Here is a 16,658-nt window from a genome sequence, read left to right on the forward strand (position 1 = left end):
CATCAGCAGGAGTGCCCAGGCTGGGCGCCTCCGGTAGTAGCACGAAGGGCCCGGGAACCGTGAACTCGTTTCCTGGCCCCGGACTCGGTAACCCCGGGACCTCCCGCACAGGAGTACATCGCGCAGGGTCGGGGTCGGTGCATCGCTCGGGCAGCGGAATTTCCGGTGGTGTGCACGGTGGGGTGCATTCCGGTGGTGTGCATGGGGGGATGCAAGTGCCTTCGCCGGTCCGGGTCAGGGGTTCGCGAGGAATGGTGTTGATATCGAAGCAGGGGGATTCGGCCGGCTCGCAGATACGCTCACCGCGTATCGGTGGAATGTCGACCTCGCAGGGAGACTCGGCCGGCTCGCAGATACGCTCACCGCGTATCGGTGGAATGTCGATGTCGCGCTCGCAGTGTGTGCCAGCCGGATAGCAGCCGCCACCACCGATCCCACCCGGGAACTCGTCCGGAATGACCTCCTCCGGCGGCGTCCAGGGTTGCTGCTCCGGTGGCGTCCACGGCTCTTGCTCGGGTGGGGTCCACGGTTGCTCTGGTGGCGTCCACGGCTCTTGCTCTGGTGGGGTCCACGGTTGCTCTGGTGGGGTCCACGGTTGCTCTGGCGGCGTCCAGGGTTGCTGCTCGGGTGGGGTCCACGGTTGCTCGGGCGGCGTCCAGGGAGCGACACCGCCAGGATCCGGTGAACAGTCCGGGGGCACACAAATCGGCTGCTGATCGTCGGCAGCGGTGTACGGTGCCGGGTCGAGACTCTCTCCTGGGCCTGGGAGAGGAAGCTGGGGCATCGTCGGCCACGGCGCGACGGGTTGTTGCCGCACAACAACGGTGGCCACCGATTGTGGCGCAGCGACCGCGAGCGGGGATCCTGAGTGGAACCCGAAAAGCCCGAGAGCGCCGACGACCACCAGGGTGGACATCACCGTGACCGACCGCCGCCAACGGGTAGGCCGGGGCATCTGCCCCACCCCCTCGGGTGCGCGTTCGGTACTTTCAGTCTGCGCCGGGGCTGAGCGCTGGGGCAATACCCGACGCGCACCGAGTTCCAGACTGACGGGGCGAGTGTGGTGACGGGTTCGAGGCATGGCATCTTCCCGGGTCGAGGTGATCGACCTTCAGTGTGATGTGCCGGCCACGGCCAAATCGTCACCCTCCGGGTGGATCCTTATCACCCTTCGTCGAAACCCGCACGCCGATGCGGGATGGAACCGCACCACCGACCATGGTGCCGCGCCGACCTGCGGAATTAGACTGGCACCAAGGCGAAGTGTTCGACCGAAAGTCGTGTGCCCGAAATTGCGGGGAGGACGGCGATGAACGCACTGAGCGAACCGACTCTCTGCTATCTCGATGGTGGAGACGGTACCCGCGAATTCGTGTTGTCCGTGGACGCACCGCGGATCACCGTGGGCCGCTCGGAGAAGGCCGATATCGCGTTGCCATCAGATCCGAATGTGTCGCGGCTGCACGCCACCATCGAATGGATCGGATCTTATTGGACGGTGACCGACGACGGACTCTCCCGCAACGGCACCTTCGTCAACGGCGACCGCCTCAGTGGGCGCCGACGGCTCCACGCCGGTGACGTGATCCGAATCGGATCCTCGTCACTGACTTTCCGCACCTTCATTGCGGCCAGTGGGGAGATGACCGGCACCGCCGACGCCCTGCCCACCCGAGCCGCCCTGACCCCGGCGCAGTTCGCGGTCCTGGTGGAGTTGTGCCGGCCGTACAAAGAAAACGCGGCCTTCGCCCATCCCGCCTCGAATCAGGAGATCGCCGACCACCTCTTCTTGACGGTCGACACGATCAAATGCCATCTCCGCGTCCTCTTCTCGAAGTTCGGTCTCGAGGATCTGCCGAACAACCAGAAGCGCATGCAACTCGTCGCCCGCGCCCGACACAGCGGCATCATCACCACCGGCGACCTGTGAATCCGAGAGAATTCTCTCGGCCGTACGGCTCGCCCCGCTCCTTCCCGGGCCGCCGCGAGTCGGTGCACCGGGTGAATTCCGCAGCCCGAACGAGATGCTGGCCGTTGTGTCAGTGATTCGACCGGCCGACCAACCATCCTCCTTTTGGGACCGATCCAAGCCATGGATCATCCGATGAGTCGCGCAACGATGCCGCCGCAGGGAGAACATTGAAAACCATTGGGGAAAAGTGTAATCCGAATTTAGTTGAAAGCTTCAGTTATCGACAAACCCAGACGCACTGCCTAACAGAAGTTTTGGCGCGGCTTGTCGCGCCTCCGATCAGGCGCGCACTATGTTTCAACGTAGGGCACAGACCACCCGGCTCAGGTGAGCCGGGAGCCCGCCCTCCGCTCCGCAGCTGTTCAGTCATGTCCTGGAAGCAGACGAGGAGGAGGGGATCGTCCTGCCGCATCAGCACCGATCCGCTGACCACCGCCCGCACCATGAAACCCTCCCGAGGAGCAACGTCGAGCACATTGCCGGCGCAATCGTGCAGCCGTCCCAACGCATCGGCATCGCTCGGCGAGGACTCCGGATCGACGATCTCGGTCACCGAGCGGCCGACCAACCCGTTCTCGTCGTGGCCGAGCATGCGCTTGAGCGCGGGATCCGCGTGCACCACGACACAGTTCTAGTCCGCCGCGAGTGTGGGCACCGGAAGCCGCCGCAGCAGCTCTGCGGCGGCCAGCCGCTCGAGAGAGCCCAGCGCGGTGTCCGGGTCCCCGCCGACGAAGGCGGCGCCGAGCCCGCCGCGCAGGGGCGGCATATCGGGCAGTGTCGTCCAGGTCGCGGTAGCCGGGACGACGCGCTCGAAGGCGGCCGGTGTTCGGGTCCGCGGAGAGGTTTCGTCAGCCGGCCGCGTAGCAACACGTTCCGTCCGACACCGCGGCCAGGTGTTCGCGTGGGATGGGGAGGCCGGTGGCGGTGGTCTACATGGTGTCGTCGAACACTTCGGTGTTGGGCACGAGCTTGCCGTTCGTCTGCCCTCCGGTAACCACGATCTTGTCGCCGACCACCGCCGCGGCACCGGCCGCTCGCGGCTCACCGAGGCGGGCCGGGTCCACCCCGTTTCAGTCCCGCGGCGCGAGTACTCGGTCCGAGGTTCGGGCGGTCAGGTTCGGCCCGTCCGGTATCCATCCACCGCGCACGACCAACTCGCCGCGATAGTCATACCGCCATCGCGTGATTGAGCGGCACTGGAAGGTCGGGTCCGGCCTTCCATGCCTCGATGGCTGGATCGTTCCCCTCGAGCTTCCGATCTCCCCAGCGTTGTCCAGCCCGCCGACGACCCAGATCGTTCCGGCCGCCGTGATCACCGGTGCCTGCTGGCGTGCGATCGGCGCAACGGTCGATGACCGCCACGTCGGTGCCCATTGCATGGTGCGCGGCGCGAGCTGCGGCGCTACTGCAAGGGCGGTGGATTCGGCGTGAGCTGGTTTGGTGGCGCCACCGATGGCATACACGGTGTTGCCGACGGCGCCGACCACCATCCCGTGCTGTGGCGTACCGAGAGTGGGTAATTGCGACCAGATCTATTGAGGTCGTCACCCGGCCACTCCGGATGGAAAGGTTATCCCACCGGTTCCCATGCAGGCGCCGTTCACCGGACCCGCAGTCCAGGCGCCAAACAGTGGATCGACGATTTTGCCGTGATGGGTGTTCACGTCCGGGTCGGACACCATCCCGACGGTGAAGCCCTGAGATACCGTGCAGGTCCAGCCTTCCATCGGCAGACCATCAGTCCGGAGGACCGTCCCGACGACCGCGGGTCGTCCATCGGGCTCCAGCGTCGGAGCTGCTGCTGCTACACCTGATCCGAGGACGATCACGGGCCCCGCCGCGACAGAAGCGATGACCGCTCGGATGACGTTCTTGTTCATGGTCTTTCCTCTACCTGTAGGCGGCATCTGCTTCCGCTGCTTCCGGGATCCGGGGAGAATCTCCGTTTGGTACGGACAATCGTCACCCGTGTGACGAGCTGAAACATCAGCTGTCGGGTGGGAAGTCCTCACACCTGAACATCGATGATGATTACGTCCAGGTGACTGGTCTCGCGGGTGTGTTCGTTCGAACATCGACGCGATGTTGATCGCCATACCGTCGACGGAAGGGGTCCATTGCAGGTATCAATTGTGGGCGGTGCACTTCCGGCTGCAGTGATCGAAGACATTGGCGTGTCCTGGTGAGGCCGCCTCCCGGACGGCTCGCCTGGGAACAGGTCGTGATCGTATGCGCCGTCCCCGCACCTCGAGGGCTGGCCGCTGCCGCGAACGACCTCACCCCAGAGCGCCTCGGTCCGGCTGTCTTCGCCGACGCCGGCGACGAGAGCCTCGAGCTGACCGCTCCCGGTCATGGCGTCGCGGCTCGAGGGTGACGATCGATCGCGGCTTGTCGTCGTCGAGGGGCGCCGGGCACGGCACGGGCTGCGGGGGTCCTCGATCGTGTCGGCCCGAGAGGTCGATCACGGTCGGAAGCTCATCCGGTGTGACGAGTTTCCACCCTGGCGAGGATGGTGTCCGCGGGTGCCACGGATCAGGATGGTGTACAGAGCGGGAATCCCAACCTTCCGAACGAGATGCCCGCGAACACGTCACCACAACAAATTCCACCGCCGCGCTCGGCGCTGAGCCAGGCCCATCAGAAATTGGTAAGTGAGCACAATGAAAAACAGAACTTTGCGTGTGGCGGCCGTTGCCTCGGCCGTAATCGCGCCGGTCATCGCCTTCGGGGCCGGCATCGCCTCGGCCGCTCCAACCGCCACCGTCAGCGGCGGAGCAACGATCGCGTACGCCACAGGTGCTAGTCAGCCCGAACCCATTCCGGGGACAGCGGGTCAGCGATGCTCAGGAAATCGGGTCGGAGTCGACGTGAACACCGGCGAGGACATCGTCTGCGTCAACTCCCGCGACTACTACCCGGACGGCGTCTGGGTCACCGCCGACATCGTCGGTGTCCACAACATTGGGGAACCATGCGACCCCACGACCGACCAGGCTTCCCAAACACCGGACGGCCTCCCGATCTTGTGTGTCCAGGGCCAGGGGTGGACGCCCGGACCCTAGGCCGAACGGGTGCAGGCGGTTCCTGGGTTCAGTCGGAGGATGGAGCTCTCCTCGCCCCCCGATGTGGGTCCGGAGGACGGTCTCGGCCGCCGCCGGACCCGAGTCGTTGGATCGGCTGGTGCCCACCGGGGTGCTCTCCCACCACCACCGCCGCGGGGGTGTGCGGGCTGGGGGGGATCTGAATGCCGATCTCGTGGAGCCGACCGCGACCGCCGAATCCGGCTGTCGCTGCCCGAGGTGATCGGACAGCGGAGTTCGCTGTCGCGGGCGGACTGGCAGGTCGTCGATGGGCTGCCGGTGACTACCCCGCACCATCGGTGATCTCGACGCCGCCGGCGCCGATGCCGGTGGGGCCCCGCCAAACAGGTGGCCGCAGCGTCACCTGGCCCCGGTGGTCCGGACTCATCCGAGGTCCGGTCACAGTGGACGAGGTGGTGGTCGTGCTGTCCCCGCGCGCGTTCGATGACGGTCACCGTGTGCTGGACGGGCAGGGTTCGTCGAGGCGCTGATCGTGCAAAGGGGGGCGCCGGCCACGCTGGCCGTCGCGGATATCGCCCGGAAAGGCACTCCCGACCTCACAACACCGCCACCACGGCAGCGGCGTCGGATGTCGGGCAGCTGAGCGTCGCACTGGTGAAGGCGCTGACCGAGTGACAGTAGGCGCGCGATGCGCTGGTGCGGTCGTTCGCCGCCGCCCTCGGGGCGGCGGAACCGTCGGAAAGCCCGATTCCGCCGGGACGATGACGTCCGCGTGGACGGTCGTCGGTGAGCCCGGCAGTGCGGACCCCGCACGGGGGTGCGGGCGAGCATCACCGACCGCCTCGACCAGGTACGCAGAGCATGGGCAGAACGTGGGCCTGGGTGTGCTCACCTGGGGTGGCCCCGGTGGGGTTACTCTTCGGCAGTCAGGTTCACGGTCGCCGAGTACGCGCCGATCGAGTGGGGCGATTGGTTGGATATGCGGGTGATCCTCGGCGGGCCTCGGATATCTCGCCTGGACGAGTACGAGGCGGCCCACTGCGCTCAACACTCGACTCTCCAACCGGAGCCGGCATCAGGGCGGAACGGCAAGAACTCCGGCACGGTTCACGCAGCGCCGCCCCCGTGTGGATGGTCGGCGACCCGATCGGTCGCTGGCGCCGATTCGGGCCGCCCATCCGGCCGCAGGGGAGCTTGATGGAAGATCCCTCCGTTGCCCCTCCGGCATTCCTAGTCGCACATAGTGTTTGGTGTGTGCTGATGCCGGATTAGATTGGTCCCCACACTTGAGGAATCAATCCGCCGCTGACCCCATTGAGGAATCCGGTGAATATCCACGTATACATGATGACCTCCTCTCCTGCTTGGTGTGCCCAATAGTTCTCCGGCTGAGGGGCATTCGGTTTCCTGAACAAGTACAATTCTCGTTCTCGAGGCAGGTGGAGAACATCGCCTGCGGGGCTGAAATGTCCTACCCTCGAGCGTCAGACAAGTAGAGCGGTGTCAGCTTGTGTTGTCGGAGTCGAGGATCGGCGGTGGGCGGTCCGCCGGCTCTCCTGTCCGGGAGCGCCCACGGAGCGTTGAGGAGTGGAATCGGAAGATCGCGAGCGTGGTCTCCTCGTTCGAGGGTGCGTCGCGCCGCCTGCCATCCCTGGCGGGCGCACCAGAGCGAGTCGGCGCTTTCACCGCAACCGACGTCGAGGGCGCGTCCCGGCCGTGCGCTGGTCATCTCGTCAACAAGTGCGTCGTTGGGTTCTCCGCTCCACACGCGCGCGATCCCGTTCGCTGTTGTACGCATCTCATCGGCTGCCTTACTCTGTGCTGCCCTGACCTCGATGAACTCGCCCGCATCTTCGATACCCCACCCCGGACAGCGTCGGGTTCGTCGCGGTCATCCGGTCATCTCCTCCCCGCGGCGCGGCAGGCTCCGGGGGAACCGCGGGATTGGACAAGACTGAGCCGGTGCGGTCCGCGTGACATCGTGCAGGTACTCGCCGGCGACGTCAACACGGGCGCGGGTGCACACCCTTGGCGTTACGATCAGACCATGGGACCGGGCGCCGTGGCGCGAGCGCTGATACGGGCTGCATACAGGCTCGTTCGTTTCCCGCTGCACCTGGTCGACGACGTGGTGCTGCCGGTGATCTTCGACGAGCAGGCGCCGGTGAGGCGGGCGTACGGGAAGTTCCTCCTGGACTGCGACGGTGCCGCGGCGTACCTCCTCGCCGACGACACAGCGACGGTACATGCCACCTTCCTCCGCCGACGCAGCGCCGCCTTCCAACACGCGATCGCCCGCCACCCAAGTAGCATCCACACCGAATCCGAAGTCCTGATGGAGCATCACCGGACACGCTTTCGAGAACGCCGCAGCGCTACCTACACATCCGGCAACTCGACGACTCTCCCGCCCCGGTAGCAGCTCTGCCCACAAAATGCACTGGCGTGGGACCCTGGTGCCAGTGGGGTGCTCCTGGGGAAAGGTGGTTCGCCCGGTGCGCCGCCGTCCCTCGACGGGCCGCCGGTCGGTATTGCGGCACACGATGGTGCCCGCCCAGAATTGAAGAGCCAGAAAATTTCGATTCATCCCGCGGTTCCCGATTTGGCCGGTCGGAGGTCCACCGGATCGGTTGGTGCCGCCTCAACGACGTGGGAGGAAAACCGATGTCCGGTCTCATCCGCAAGAGTCTCGATTCACCCGAGGAAACCCGCCCCTTCGAGGACGAGATGGGCAAGCTCGAACTCGTCAACCTCGCGTCCGGCGCTGTGGGGAGGGCGACCTTCCAGCCCGGCTGGCAGTGGTCCAAGCACGTCAAACCGATAGCCAAGACGGACAGCTGCCAAGCCGCTCACATGGGTTACGTCATCTCGGGTCGCATGAAGATCGTCATGGACGACGGGGAGGACATGGAGTTCGGTCCCGGCGATCTCATGATCTGCCCGCCCGGTCACGATGCCTGGATTCTCGGCGATGAGCCCTGCGTGGTGATCGACTGGACCGGCGTCGCCGACTACGCCAAGCGGTAGACGACAGGCCGCGCGTCCCGGCCCGCTCATTGCGCGCAAGCAGTGGGGCATCGCCCCGGCGCCCAAGGGACGGATGCGGTGGACGATCCTGGTAATGGCCGAGGCCCGGACTGGACGATTCACGCCCCGACGGCGGGACATCTCGCGTTGTGGGCCATCAGGTCACCCTCACATCACTCGCGACCCCGAATAATTACAGAGTGGACCACCTCATCCCACTCGGACACCGAGATCATCACGCCACGCCCCGACCAGGTCGCCGCTCGTTGCTGCGGAAGCGTGGACGCACTCGCGGTCGCCATTGTGGCGACCGCGAGCATGCCCCGGCAACGGCGCGAAGGGCCAGGGGCAGAGGTGCCCGCAAGCCCAAAGTGCGGGTTGCCCAACTGATCCAGGCGCGGCCACATCAGGTATCAGGGGACGGCCCCTGTCCGGGACGCGAAATTCCCGGGGTGACTTAGTTACTCACCTTGATCCGAAGGTGGGGCGGCGGCGGTGCGGAGACCCTGGCTGTGGTCAGCCAGGGTCGGGCGTTCCGCAGCCGCTGTCGATTTTCTCGCTTCGGCACTTTCGCCAGCGTCTGCTTCCTCGCAGATTTGCTTCTCCCAGTACGCATCCGATCGTGCCCGCGGCGCCCACGGAAACCCCATGCGATGTCCTCTCTGTGCGTAAGACGAGAGGAGATCGCTCCACCAGTCACGTACTACGCGCGGGTGGTGGCGTGTCCTGCCACCGGCCGTGCCTCATCGGTGTCTTTCCTTTGTACGCCTGCGGAGTGGGGTCTGTCGCCCCCAGCGGACCAGGTAGCGACCTGCGCAACTCGAGTAGCGAGCGAGTGGGAAGGCATCACCCGGCGCATTCGAGCTCACGTGCGTTGCCTTAACTGAACATGCGGGGTAGACCTGAGGTACGGATCCACGACAGACCAAGGTCGAACCAGAAGAGAAGATTCCACCTCTCGGTCGCGGCACCCAGCACGAGTTGTAGGCACCCACGCACAAGCACAGCCCACTAACTGGGCTCAGCGCGGTGGGCTTGCGTCAGACGGGGGGCTCTCTGACGCCGAGGCCACATTTCACTCCGCGCAACCATGCAGGTTGGTAACCAGATGTTCGTGCTCGCGAGCGGCGCCCCTTCATCAGGGCGCCGCTCGAGGTATGTCTGTGGAACCTTCGCGTAGCTCCGCCGACGTGCAGGTCAGGGCCGCGGCGGTTGCGTCAACGCCACACCGGCCGACATACTGTGGGTGCCCGAGGCAGTAGCCGAGGGAAGTGGTTCGTGTAGGAGGTCTCCGGGGCGTAAGCACCCCTGTAGGCGGCCCCACCCAGCGGTTTCCAGCCTTGCGCGCCCACCCACATACGACGCGAACGCCCCTCTTTTTGGAGGGGCGTTTCTCGTGCTCTCAGAGCTTCACGACGGTGATCCGGTGCGCGATCTTCGCGCGCATGCTGCCACCACGGCCCCCACGCCCAGGCATGCACGTCGGGGATCCATAAGAGCGGGTTGGTGGGCCGGTCGTGGGTGTACCGGAACGGGGCGGCGGCGCCGAGTTCGTCGCGGATGATGCGGTTGTCCTCACGGTCCTGATCGCACGACTCGATGACCAGGTTCGTCACCGGCATCTGCGCGAGATCGCGCACCGCGGCGGCGAGAGTGGCATCGCGGGCCTGGCGTTCGTTGATCTTGTTCGAGCTCATCAGATAGTTGCGGCTGGTCGCCTCCTGCCGGGCGACGTCGGAGACGATCTTCGGGGCCAGCTTCTTCCCCACGCTGGTCATGTGGATGCGGGTGTGCCCGGTGGGCGGAGCGCGTTCATCTGCCGCCGCAGGGCCGTGAGGTCGCCGGCGGCGACCGTCACCGCGCACAGGCGTACTCGCCCCGTTTGGATTCGTCGATGAACGCGTGCACGCGGAGCAGTCTCTCACCCATCACCGCCACCTCCGGCGCACAAACGTGCGTCCAACGCAGGGCTGGTTCGTCTGAGGAAGCGGATTCCCCCCACCGCCGGGCGGGACGCACCCGGAGAGGAACCACCCATGTTCACCATCGTCTTATTCGAGTCCACAGCTGTCGGCCGTGACACCGGCCGCCCCGCCGGGGGTGTGCGATGAGCGCCCCGGCCGTGGTGGTCGAGGATCTGCACGTCGCCTACGGCAGAACGTGGGCCCTCGACGGTGTTGACCTGCGCCGCCGGGACCATGCTCGGGGTGCTCGGCCACAACGGTGCCGGCAAGACCACCCTGATCCGGACGTTGACCACCCTGGTGCGGCCCACCATCGGCCGCGTACAGGTCGACGGATTCGACATTGTCGCCGCCGCCACCGAGGTTCGCCGCCGGATCGGGGTGACCGGCCAATACGCCGGCCTCGACGACTTCCTCACCGCCCGGGAGAACCTGGAGCTGATCGGCCGCCTGACCGGGCTGCGCCACACCGCCCGCGCCCAGGCCGACGCGCTGATCGACCGGCTCGGGTTACACGACTACGCGACCCGGCGGGTCGGGGAACTCTCCGGGGGCTCCCGCCGCCGGATCGATCTGGCCGCCAGCCTCGTCGGCTCCCCGTCGGTACTGTTCCTCGACGAGCCGACCACCGGTCTCGATCCCCTCGCCCGCGCCGGATTGTGGGACGTCGTCGACGAGCTCACCGACGCGGGCACCACGGTCGTGCTCACCACCCAGTACCTCGAGGAGGCCGACCGGCTGGCCGACCACATCGTGGTCCTCAGTCGCGGCCGGGTCGCCGCCCGGGGCACCCCCGCCGAGCTCAAACGGATCGTCGGCGGCAAGGTCCTCAGCGCCACCATCCCCACCGGCCAGCTCGCCGTTCTGCCGTTCATCCCGGACACCGACCGGGTCGACGGCGACCGGGCGAAGGTGTCGGTCACCGTCGACGACGCCCCCACCGCGACCGCGCTGATCGCCGACCTGCACCGCAGCGGCATCGAGGTCACCGACCTGGATGTGACCTCCCCGAGCCTCGACGACGTCTTCACCCACCTCGCCCACACAGGAGCCCACCGATGACCACCATCCGCAACACCACCACAGCCACCGCCTCGGTCGGGAACCAGCTCGCCGCCCTCACCGGCCGGAACCTGCGCACCAGCGCCCGCGTCCCACAACTGTTGATGTTCTCGCTGACCATGCCGATGGCGATGCTGGTGCTGTTCAGCCAGGTGTTCCGCAGCGTCGCCGCCGGACCGGGCTTCCCGGCCGGGGTGAGTTACATCGTCTTCCTCACTCCGGCGATGCTCGCCGTCTCCACCGTGATGGCCGGCACCAACGCCGGAGTGTCCGCCGCGATCGATCACACCAACGGCCTGCATGACCGCTTCGCTGCCCTGCCGATGCGGGCGGCGTTGACGGGGGTGGCTCGCACCATCAGCGAGGCCGTTTTCACCCTCGCCCGGGCGGCGTTGCTCGGGATTGCTGCTGTGGCTTTGGGGTTCGAGTTCTACGGCAGCGCCGTCGATGCCGTGGCCGCGGTCCTGGTGCTGGTGGTGCTGGCCGGGGCGATGAGCGCGTTGTTCGGGCTGATCGGGGACCGGCTGCGGCGCCCGGACGTGGTCCAGTTCGCCGGGATGATGGTGATGATGCCGCTGATGTTCGTCTCGAGTGCGTTCGCGCCGATCGAGACCATGCCCGGGTGGATGCAGGCCATGGCGACGGTGAATCCGGTCGCGCACGCCACCGACGCCCTGCGCGGGCAGGTCCTCGGCACCGCCACCGCGGGCGACACCGCCGCCGCCCTGGTCGCGGCGGTCGGGCTGTGGGCGGCGGTGACCGCCGTTCCCGTCCTCACCCGCCTCGTTCGCTCGGCACGCACCCGCTGAACAGACGACGCACCCGCCCTGTCCCTCCCACAAACGGGAGGGACAGGGTGGGTTCTGTGTGTTCCCCGGTCATTCCGCGCCGCGCTGCATCGGCGTTGCTCTGGCGTGCGTACGCGTTCTCCGTCCGGATCCAGGCACTCTTCTCGCCCCTACCCCGGTGGAGAGGGTAAAGGCTGGGAGAGCGCTGTGGTCAGCGGATGCGCCCGGTGCGGGCGTCGATGACGCTCATGCGGCGGCGTCGAGCAGATGCAGTTCCTCCGCCACGACCAGATCGACCTCTTCGCTGGTCAGGCCCGAAAAAAGATGTGTGGTCAGCATCGCTCTCACCTCCTCACCGCGCTTCTACTGGTACGTCGAACCGGAGAACCCGTCATCGACATCGACACCCATACAGACGAGGCACCCCGGATATGGACGCACAGGTGCGGCGCTGGGGCGCGGCGCAGAGTGCGTCCTCGCGTGGTCACCGCCGTCCGTACCTAGAGACGACCTCAGGGGTCGCCACCGCGCAATCAGGCGGGGATGCTGGAAACGGAGAGGAACCACCGATCATGAACGAGGACACGGCCACCACCGCGACGACACCGGCTGATCTCGACCAGCTCTGGCGTCGCTTCTCGAGGGATCTGCGGGCCTTCATCGCCCGCCGGGTCTCCCGTCCCGAGGACGCCGACGACATTCTGTCGATCGTGTTCCTGCGGATGGCCAAGAGCCTCGACAACCTGCGGGAGCAGGACCGGATCCTGGGCTGGATGTATGCCATCACCCGCAATGCGATCACCGACTACCGGTCGGCGCCCCACCGCCGCGAGCTGGCTGTCGACGCCGTCCCCGACAACCCACCCCACGGAGAACCGGACGCCGACGAGGCGGCGGAGAAGGAACTCGCCTCCTGCCTGGTGCCGATGCTCTCCGGGCTGCCCGCCGAGCAGGCCGCGGCGGTGAAGATGGTCGACCTCGACGCCCGCACCCACGCCGCCGCCGCCAACGAGGCGGGAATCTCGGTGTCCGGGATGAAATCCCGGGTCCAACGCGGTCGCGCCACCCTCCAGGCCCGATTGCACGCCTGCTGTCAGATCAGCCAGGACCGCACCGGCCACGTCCACGACTACCAACCCCGCAGCGGATCCTGCGCCTGCGGAGCCACTCCACCGGCGGACCAGTAGACCGGCGCACGGTTTCTGGTGACGGCGACCGGTAGACCGCGCGACACCACATACAGACGACGGTGCGGTGCGAGCCCAGATTCGCTCGCACCGCACCGCCGTGTTGCCGGATGAACGGCTACTGGCAGCCGCATCCGCCGCCGGCCGTCGCCGCCGGACCGCAGCACGTCGACTTCTCACTGAGGTCGCAGCGGGTGGTTTGCCGTTCGGTGCTGCAACACGTGGGTGCCGCAGCCTGTGGGGTTGCGTCCGTCCGATCCGTCGCCGGGGCTTCGAACTCGTTGGGGCTGGTCATGGTGACTCCTTGATCCGTGGGGATGGGTACCAGCTCAGACGGAGGAGATCGAGAACGGACGCACTGGCCCGTCGCGGGAGGCTCACGGAGAACAGTCGCGGGCGAAGGTCCGCCCCGTTGCGTGCAGTTCACGGGGCTTCGCTGTTGCGTCGACGACAGAAATTCAATAGCCGAGGGAACTGGTTCGTTCCCTTAGAGTCCACCCGTGACACAAAGAAGTTGGCGCTGGTACCTGGCAGCCGGTGTAGCAGCGTTTGTTCTCTCGGTACTGACGGTCGTGGCCGGCCACTACTTCTTCGTCTTCATCACAGGCACCCGCTTTAGCGTCGACCAATGGTCAGCAGCCGGTGGTTGGGTCGGCGGACTGGGGGCGTTCGCAGCGGTTTTCGTCGCCCTATGGCAGATCAAGCGCGCCCGCGATGATGCAGTCGAGGCAAAGATCGAGGCTGATGAGCGCCTTACCCGCGAGTTAGAAGCGGCACAGCAACGCACTGTGAAGGAGATCGAGCAGGCACACGCCAGGGCAGCCGCACAGATGGCTGCGGCAGAAGTACGGCATACCGAGCAGCTCATGAAATCCGACGAACTGCTCGCAAATGAACTCGACGCCCAACGTCGCGCTGAACAGATCAGGTGTATCCCGCCGATCTGGGAGGAGATCGCAAACCTCGCCTTCCCGTTTCAATCCTTCCTGGAACTCCTACAAGATGTGCCCTCAATGCCACGCACCAATGAGGCAGCGGAAGAGTTCTGGAGTAAGGCTGAAATCTGGTTGCGAGGCTTGATGTCCATAGAGATGGGATTTAGTACCGCGCACCTCATCGTGAGTGAGCCACATACACAGGCGGCACTTAAGACGCTCTACCTCGACACGCGACGATTCCACGAATTGAGCACGACAGCCTCGCAACAAGCAGTGATTCAGCGGTCCGTGCCCGACCTATCTGGACTGCGCGAGTGCTACTCAACGATCATCAATCAGCGGAAGACGATGACAGAGGTTGTTCGCGAGCACCTGGCGCAGGTTCCGCCACTAGCCCAAAATGACGCCGATGAGGACAACCAGCACTGAGAAAAAAAGCAGGGGCCGTTCTACTTGCGTGTGGTGCTTACCGTAGTGGCTGTCTGTCCCGTTCCTGGATGATCCGGTCTGCGAGGCGGTACACCGCTAGCTCGTCGGGGATACCGACCTTCGTGGCGCGCTCGCGGGCCGCGATGAACGCGCGGACCACTGCGTTCCCTTGCCTGCGATCTCGGTACAGGAACCGGTGGCGTGCCTCTGCGAGGTCCTCGAGCACCCCATTGGAAACGGTCGAGGCTGTCGGCGATATTGCGGGCCAACACCTGGCAGGGACCGCGTTCGGCGGGGTCCAGGCTGTGAACCCCTGGGCTCACCACAAGCAGTCCGTCAAGGGTGCCGCGCCCGGAGCGGAACCAGGAAGGTGCGATCTCGTGCCGCTTCGTCAAGCTCGACGCCTCGGTGGTGAGCACCCTCGAGAAGGTCCTCGCGAGCTAGCCAGACACCACAGGACGGCCCGCACCTTATCCCTGGGGGGCGGGCCTCCTGTGTGTGTTATAGGGCTGTGACCTGGTGATCTGTCTTGTTGTGTAGGTGTGATGTGGGGTGAGGCCGGCGTCGGGGGCGGGTGGCTGCGGACACCGCCTCGGCCCGACGCCGGGCGGCCGGCATTGAGCATCGGGTGGCGGGGACGTGCGCGATCTGGCGCAGTTTCACCGCCCCCGAGCGGTGTCGAGCGGCTGTCTGTGAGACTGCACCGGTAAACTGGGGGCTCGAGTAGGAGGTGGCGTGAATGGTGATTCGTCGACCGTTGGACGACCGTGCGCGACGCGAGCGGGCAATCCGTGCGGCCCGGACAACGAGCGAGCTGGAAGGCTCCCGGAGCACTGACCTCACCCGAGCCGATCAGGATGCCTATGTACGTGGTGAGATCGACATCGAGCAGCTCGGCTCCCGGGTACGCGCCCGATACAATCTGGCCTAGCAGGCTCGCCGACGTTGTCGTGGTCCGTCTGTGAGCAAGCCGTACCCGTGGGAAACCGGCGACCATGACACCGACTGGTTGGGTTACTTCATTCCTGGCTCGACTGTGCTCCGCAACCGGGTCGGGGCCACGACTCACGATGAGCTGACCAACGCCGAGAACGATCTCGTCGAGGTGCGGGTGGCGGAGTTGAGAGCCGACCCTACGGCGGTGTCACGAACCTACGATCTGGTTCACCTGCAGGCACTGCATCGATACCTGTTCCAGGATGTGTATGAGTGGGCGGGGGACTTACGCACCGTCGGCATCGAAAAGGAGGGTGAGTCCTTCATTCCCCCGGGGGAAATCGCTCGGCCGATCGCGTACGTTGCCGAACAGCTAAATGACCTGCAGCACATCGGCTCTATCACGAAACAGACGAAACAGGCCTTGTCCAGCAAGCTGGCCTTTGTGTACGACTGTGTGAACTTTGCTCACCCGTTTCGTGAGGGCAATGGTCGAACGCAGCGAGAGTTCTTCGACCAGTTGCTCGCCGAGTCTGGACTCGGTTTGGCCTGGAACTTGATCGGGATCTCCGAGCTCCACGATGCGTGCCACAGAGCGCGCGCGGACTTGGATCTCGAACCCCTCTGTGCGGTTTTCCGGCGAATCGTGGACGACGAACCTTCCTACCTCTACGACTGATCCCTGCGTCATTTCCTCTCGACAATCAGACCAGCTGGGGTTCGCCGGTGGCGGCGGTGCGGGTGGGGTGTGATCGCCCTGTGACCTGGTGTGATTGGTATGTTCCGTGTTCGTTATGTGCCGGGTGGGGGTGCCGGCGATCTGCCGAGGGAGGGCTGGCACCGGTGGCGGCAGGGCGGCCCGTTTCGCCCGTTTTGGGCTATTTGAAAGTTGTTGATTACCAATATATTTGGGTAATTAGTTGGTAAGCGGTCGTTTTAGTCAATTATGCACAGTAATGGTTTGCGCTGCTTCGGAAGTTACTGTTACACAGTATTATTAGATATTGAGGTGCTTATAACTTGTGTGCGATGGGTGGTAGGCTGTGGGTATGACGGTGAGGGTGTTGGGCAGGGGAGCGGGCGACGAGTCCAGCACACCCGCGCGCGTCCCCAGCCTCGTTTCCCAGTCGGGAACGGTGCTCGTCGCACCGATTGAATCCGCAAGTGGGAGCCTAATTTCGGAAACGCAGAGGAGCGAAGCGACTCGATCGACGGCAACGGGAACCGATCCACTGCGAGCCGCGCAGCGGCTCCCTGGCGGGGAGCGCAGCGACTCGCCCCGTCTCCCGGTGCGGAGCACCGGGAGCAGCGCCG

17 protein-coding genes and 2 pseudogenes are annotated in these 16,658 nt (G+C 65.7%); 11 read left to right on the forward strand and 8 right to left on the reverse strand.

Annotated features, from left to right (window positions below):
- Positions 1 to 1,309 precede the first annotated feature (1,309 nt).
- Positions 1,310 to 1,930, forward strand: a complete 621-nt coding sequence (locus OYT95_RS44315) for an FHA domain-containing protein (RefSeq protein ID WP_268792774.1) — start codon at positions 1,310 to 1,312, stop codon at positions 1,928 to 1,930.
- 259 nt (positions 1,931 to 2,189) lie between these two features.
- On the opposite strand, the gene OYT95_RS44320 is transcribed toward OYT95_RS44315, so the two are convergent.
- The 4 genes from OYT95_RS44320 to OYT95_RS44335 form a co-directional block, all read right to left on the reverse strand.
- A complete protein-coding gene (locus OYT95_RS44320; RefSeq protein WP_268792775.1) occupies positions 2,190 to 2,594 on the reverse strand; it encodes a PAS domain-containing protein in 405 nt (134 codons plus the stop codon).
- Between the two features lie 9 nt (positions 2,595 to 2,603).
- A complete protein-coding gene (locus tag OYT95_RS44325; protein ID WP_268792776.1) occupies positions 2,604 to 2,738 on the reverse strand; it encodes a hypothetical protein in 135 nt (44 codons plus the stop codon).
- A 163-nt stretch (positions 2,739 to 2,901) separates the two neighbouring features.
- Complete coding sequence (locus OYT95_RS44330; RefSeq protein WP_268792777.1) at positions 2,902 to 3,036, reverse strand: hypothetical protein; 135 nt, start codon at positions 3,034 to 3,036, stop codon at positions 2,902 to 2,904.
- Positions 3,037 to 3,516: 480 nt separating this feature from the next.
- Positions 3,517 to 3,852: a hypothetical protein gene (locus tag OYT95_RS44335; protein WP_268792778.1), complete on the reverse strand. Its 336-nt coding sequence runs from the start codon at positions 3,850 to 3,852 to the stop codon at positions 3,517 to 3,519.
- Positions 3,853 to 4,154: 302 nt separating this feature from the next.
- On the opposite strand from OYT95_RS44335, the gene OYT95_RS44340 reads away from it, so the two are divergent.
- Entirely contained in the window at positions 4,155 to 4,346 is a 192-nt protein-coding gene (locus OYT95_RS44340) for a hypothetical protein (protein WP_268792779.1), read from the forward strand.
- 216 nt (positions 4,347 to 4,562) lie between these two features.
- Here the strand turns inward: OYT95_RS44340 and OYT95_RS44345 are convergent, their stop codons facing one another.
- A complete protein-coding gene (locus tag OYT95_RS44345; protein ID WP_268792780.1) occupies positions 4,563 to 4,766 on the reverse strand; it encodes a hypothetical protein in 204 nt (67 codons plus the stop codon).
- Positions 4,767 to 4,839: 73 nt separating this feature from the next.
- On the opposite strand from OYT95_RS44345, the gene OYT95_RS44350 reads away from it, so the two are divergent.
- The 3 genes from OYT95_RS44350 to OYT95_RS44360 all read left to right on the forward strand — a co-directional run bounded on the left by OYT95_RS44350 (position 4,840) and on the right by OYT95_RS44360 (position 8,040).
- Complete coding sequence (locus tag OYT95_RS44350; RefSeq protein ID WP_268792781.1) at positions 4,840 to 5,034, forward strand: hypothetical protein; 195 nt, start codon at positions 4,840 to 4,842, stop codon at positions 5,032 to 5,034.
- 2,026 nt (positions 5,035 to 7,060) lie between these two features.
- Positions 7,061 to 7,432: a hypothetical protein gene (locus tag OYT95_RS44355; RefSeq protein WP_268792782.1), complete on the forward strand. Its 372-nt coding sequence runs from the start codon at positions 7,061 to 7,063 to the stop codon at positions 7,430 to 7,432.
- Positions 7,433 to 7,677: 245 nt separating this feature from the next.
- Entirely contained in the window at positions 7,678 to 8,040 is a 363-nt protein-coding gene (locus OYT95_RS44360; RefSeq protein WP_268792783.1) for a cupin domain-containing protein, read from the forward strand.
- Positions 8,041 to 9,257: 1,217 nt separating this feature from the next.
- Here OYT95_RS44360 and OYT95_RS44365 read toward each other — a convergent pair.
- Positions 9,258 to 9,818 carry a hypothetical protein gene (locus OYT95_RS44365; RefSeq protein ID WP_268792784.1) on the reverse strand — a complete coding sequence of 187 codons (561 nt, stop codon included), beginning with the start codon at positions 9,816 to 9,818 and terminating at the stop codon, positions 9,258 to 9,260.
- A gap of 329 nt (positions 9,819 to 10,147) precedes the next feature.
- On the opposite strand from OYT95_RS44365, the pseudogene OYT95_RS44370 reads away from it, so the two are divergent.
- The 3 genes and pseudogenes from OYT95_RS44370 (at position 10,148) to OYT95_RS44380 (ending at position 13,041) form a co-directional block, all read left to right on the forward strand.
- A pseudogene (locus OYT95_RS44370) lies at positions 10,148 to 11,066 on the forward strand (ATP-binding cassette domain-containing protein).
- Positions 11,063 to 11,875, forward strand: a complete 813-nt coding sequence (locus OYT95_RS44375; protein WP_268792785.1) for an ABC transporter permease — start codon at positions 11,063 to 11,065, stop codon at positions 11,873 to 11,875. Before OYT95_RS44370 ends, OYT95_RS44375 begins: the two are co-directional and overlap by 4 nt.
- Before the next feature lie 551 nt (positions 11,876 to 12,426).
- Positions 12,427 to 13,041: a sigma-70 family RNA polymerase sigma factor gene (locus tag OYT95_RS44380; protein ID WP_268792786.1), complete on the forward strand. Its 615-nt coding sequence runs from the start codon at positions 12,427 to 12,429 to the stop codon at positions 13,039 to 13,041.
- 118 nt (positions 13,042 to 13,159) lie between these two features.
- Here OYT95_RS44380 and OYT95_RS44385 read toward each other — a convergent pair whose 3' ends face one another.
- On the reverse strand, positions 13,160 to 13,336 hold the full coding sequence (locus OYT95_RS44385) for a hypothetical protein (protein ID WP_268792787.1): 177 nt from the start codon (positions 13,334 to 13,336) through the stop codon (positions 13,160 to 13,162).
- A 205-nt stretch (positions 13,337 to 13,541) separates the two neighbouring features.
- On the opposite strand from OYT95_RS44385, the gene OYT95_RS44390 reads away from it, so the two are divergent.
- Positions 13,542 to 14,408, forward strand: coding sequence for a hypothetical protein (locus OYT95_RS44390; RefSeq protein WP_268792788.1), 867 nt, complete (start codon positions 13,542 to 13,544; stop codon positions 14,406 to 14,408).
- Between the two features lie 37 nt (positions 14,409 to 14,445).
- Here the strand turns inward: OYT95_RS44390 and OYT95_RS44395 are convergent.
- Positions 14,446 to 14,665 (reverse strand): annotated as a pseudogene (locus tag OYT95_RS44395) (hypothetical protein); the annotation flags it as partial.
- A 482-nt stretch (positions 14,666 to 15,147) separates the two neighbouring features.
- Between OYT95_RS44395 and OYT95_RS44400 the strand changes: the two are divergent.
- Together OYT95_RS44400 and OYT95_RS44405 are read left to right on the forward strand one after the other, a co-directional pair.
- Entirely contained in the window at positions 15,148 to 15,339 is a 192-nt protein-coding gene (locus OYT95_RS44400; RefSeq protein ID WP_268792789.1) for a hypothetical protein, read from the forward strand.
- Positions 15,340 to 15,369: 30 nt separating this feature from the next.
- A complete protein-coding gene (locus OYT95_RS44405) occupies positions 15,370 to 16,023 on the forward strand; it encodes a Fic/DOC family protein (protein ID WP_268792790.1) in 654 nt (217 codons plus the stop codon).
- Positions 16,024 to 16,658 lie beyond the last annotated feature (635 nt).

The organism is Rhodococcus sp. JS3073 (genome assembly GCF_026810085.1).
GTDB lineage: Bacteria > Actinomycetota > Actinomycetes > Mycobacteriales > Mycobacteriaceae > Rhodococcus_F > Rhodococcus_F wratislaviensis.

Coding starts and splice junctions, on each gene's coding strand:
- OYT95_RS44400 (WP_268792789.1), top strand. CDS start 15,148: ATGGTGATTCGTCGACCGTTGGACGACCGTGCGCGACGCGAGCGGGCA.
- OYT95_RS44360 (WP_268792783.1), top strand. CDS start 7,678: ATGTCCGGTCTCATCCGCAAGAGTCTCGATTCACCCGAGGAAACCCGC.
- OYT95_RS44380 (WP_268792786.1), top strand. CDS start 12,427: ATGAACGAGGACACGGCCACCACCGCGACGACACCGGCTGATCTCGAC.
- OYT95_RS44335 (WP_268792778.1), bottom strand. CDS start 3,852: ATGAACAAGAACGTCATCCGAGCGGTCATCGCTTCTGTCGCGGCGGGG.
- OYT95_RS44325 (WP_268792776.1), bottom strand. CDS start 2,738: ATGCCGCCCCTGCGCGGCGGGCTCGGCGCCGCCTTCGTCGGCGGGGAC.
- OYT95_RS44385 (WP_268792787.1), bottom strand. CDS start 13,336: ATGACCAGCCCCAACGAGTTCGAAGCCCCGGCGACGGATCGGACGGAC.
- OYT95_RS44315 (WP_268792774.1), top strand. CDS start 1,310: ATGAACGCACTGAGCGAACCGACTCTCTGCTATCTCGATGGTGGAGAC.
- OYT95_RS44365 (WP_268792784.1), bottom strand. CDS start 9,818: ATGACCAGCGTGGGGAAGAAGCTGGCCCCGAAGATCGTCTCCGACGTC.
- OYT95_RS44375 (WP_268792785.1), top strand. CDS start 11,063: ATGACCACCATCCGCAACACCACCACAGCCACCGCCTCGGTCGGGAAC.
- OYT95_RS44355 (WP_268792782.1), top strand. CDS start 7,061: ATGGGACCGGGCGCCGTGGCGCGAGCGCTGATACGGGCTGCATACAGG.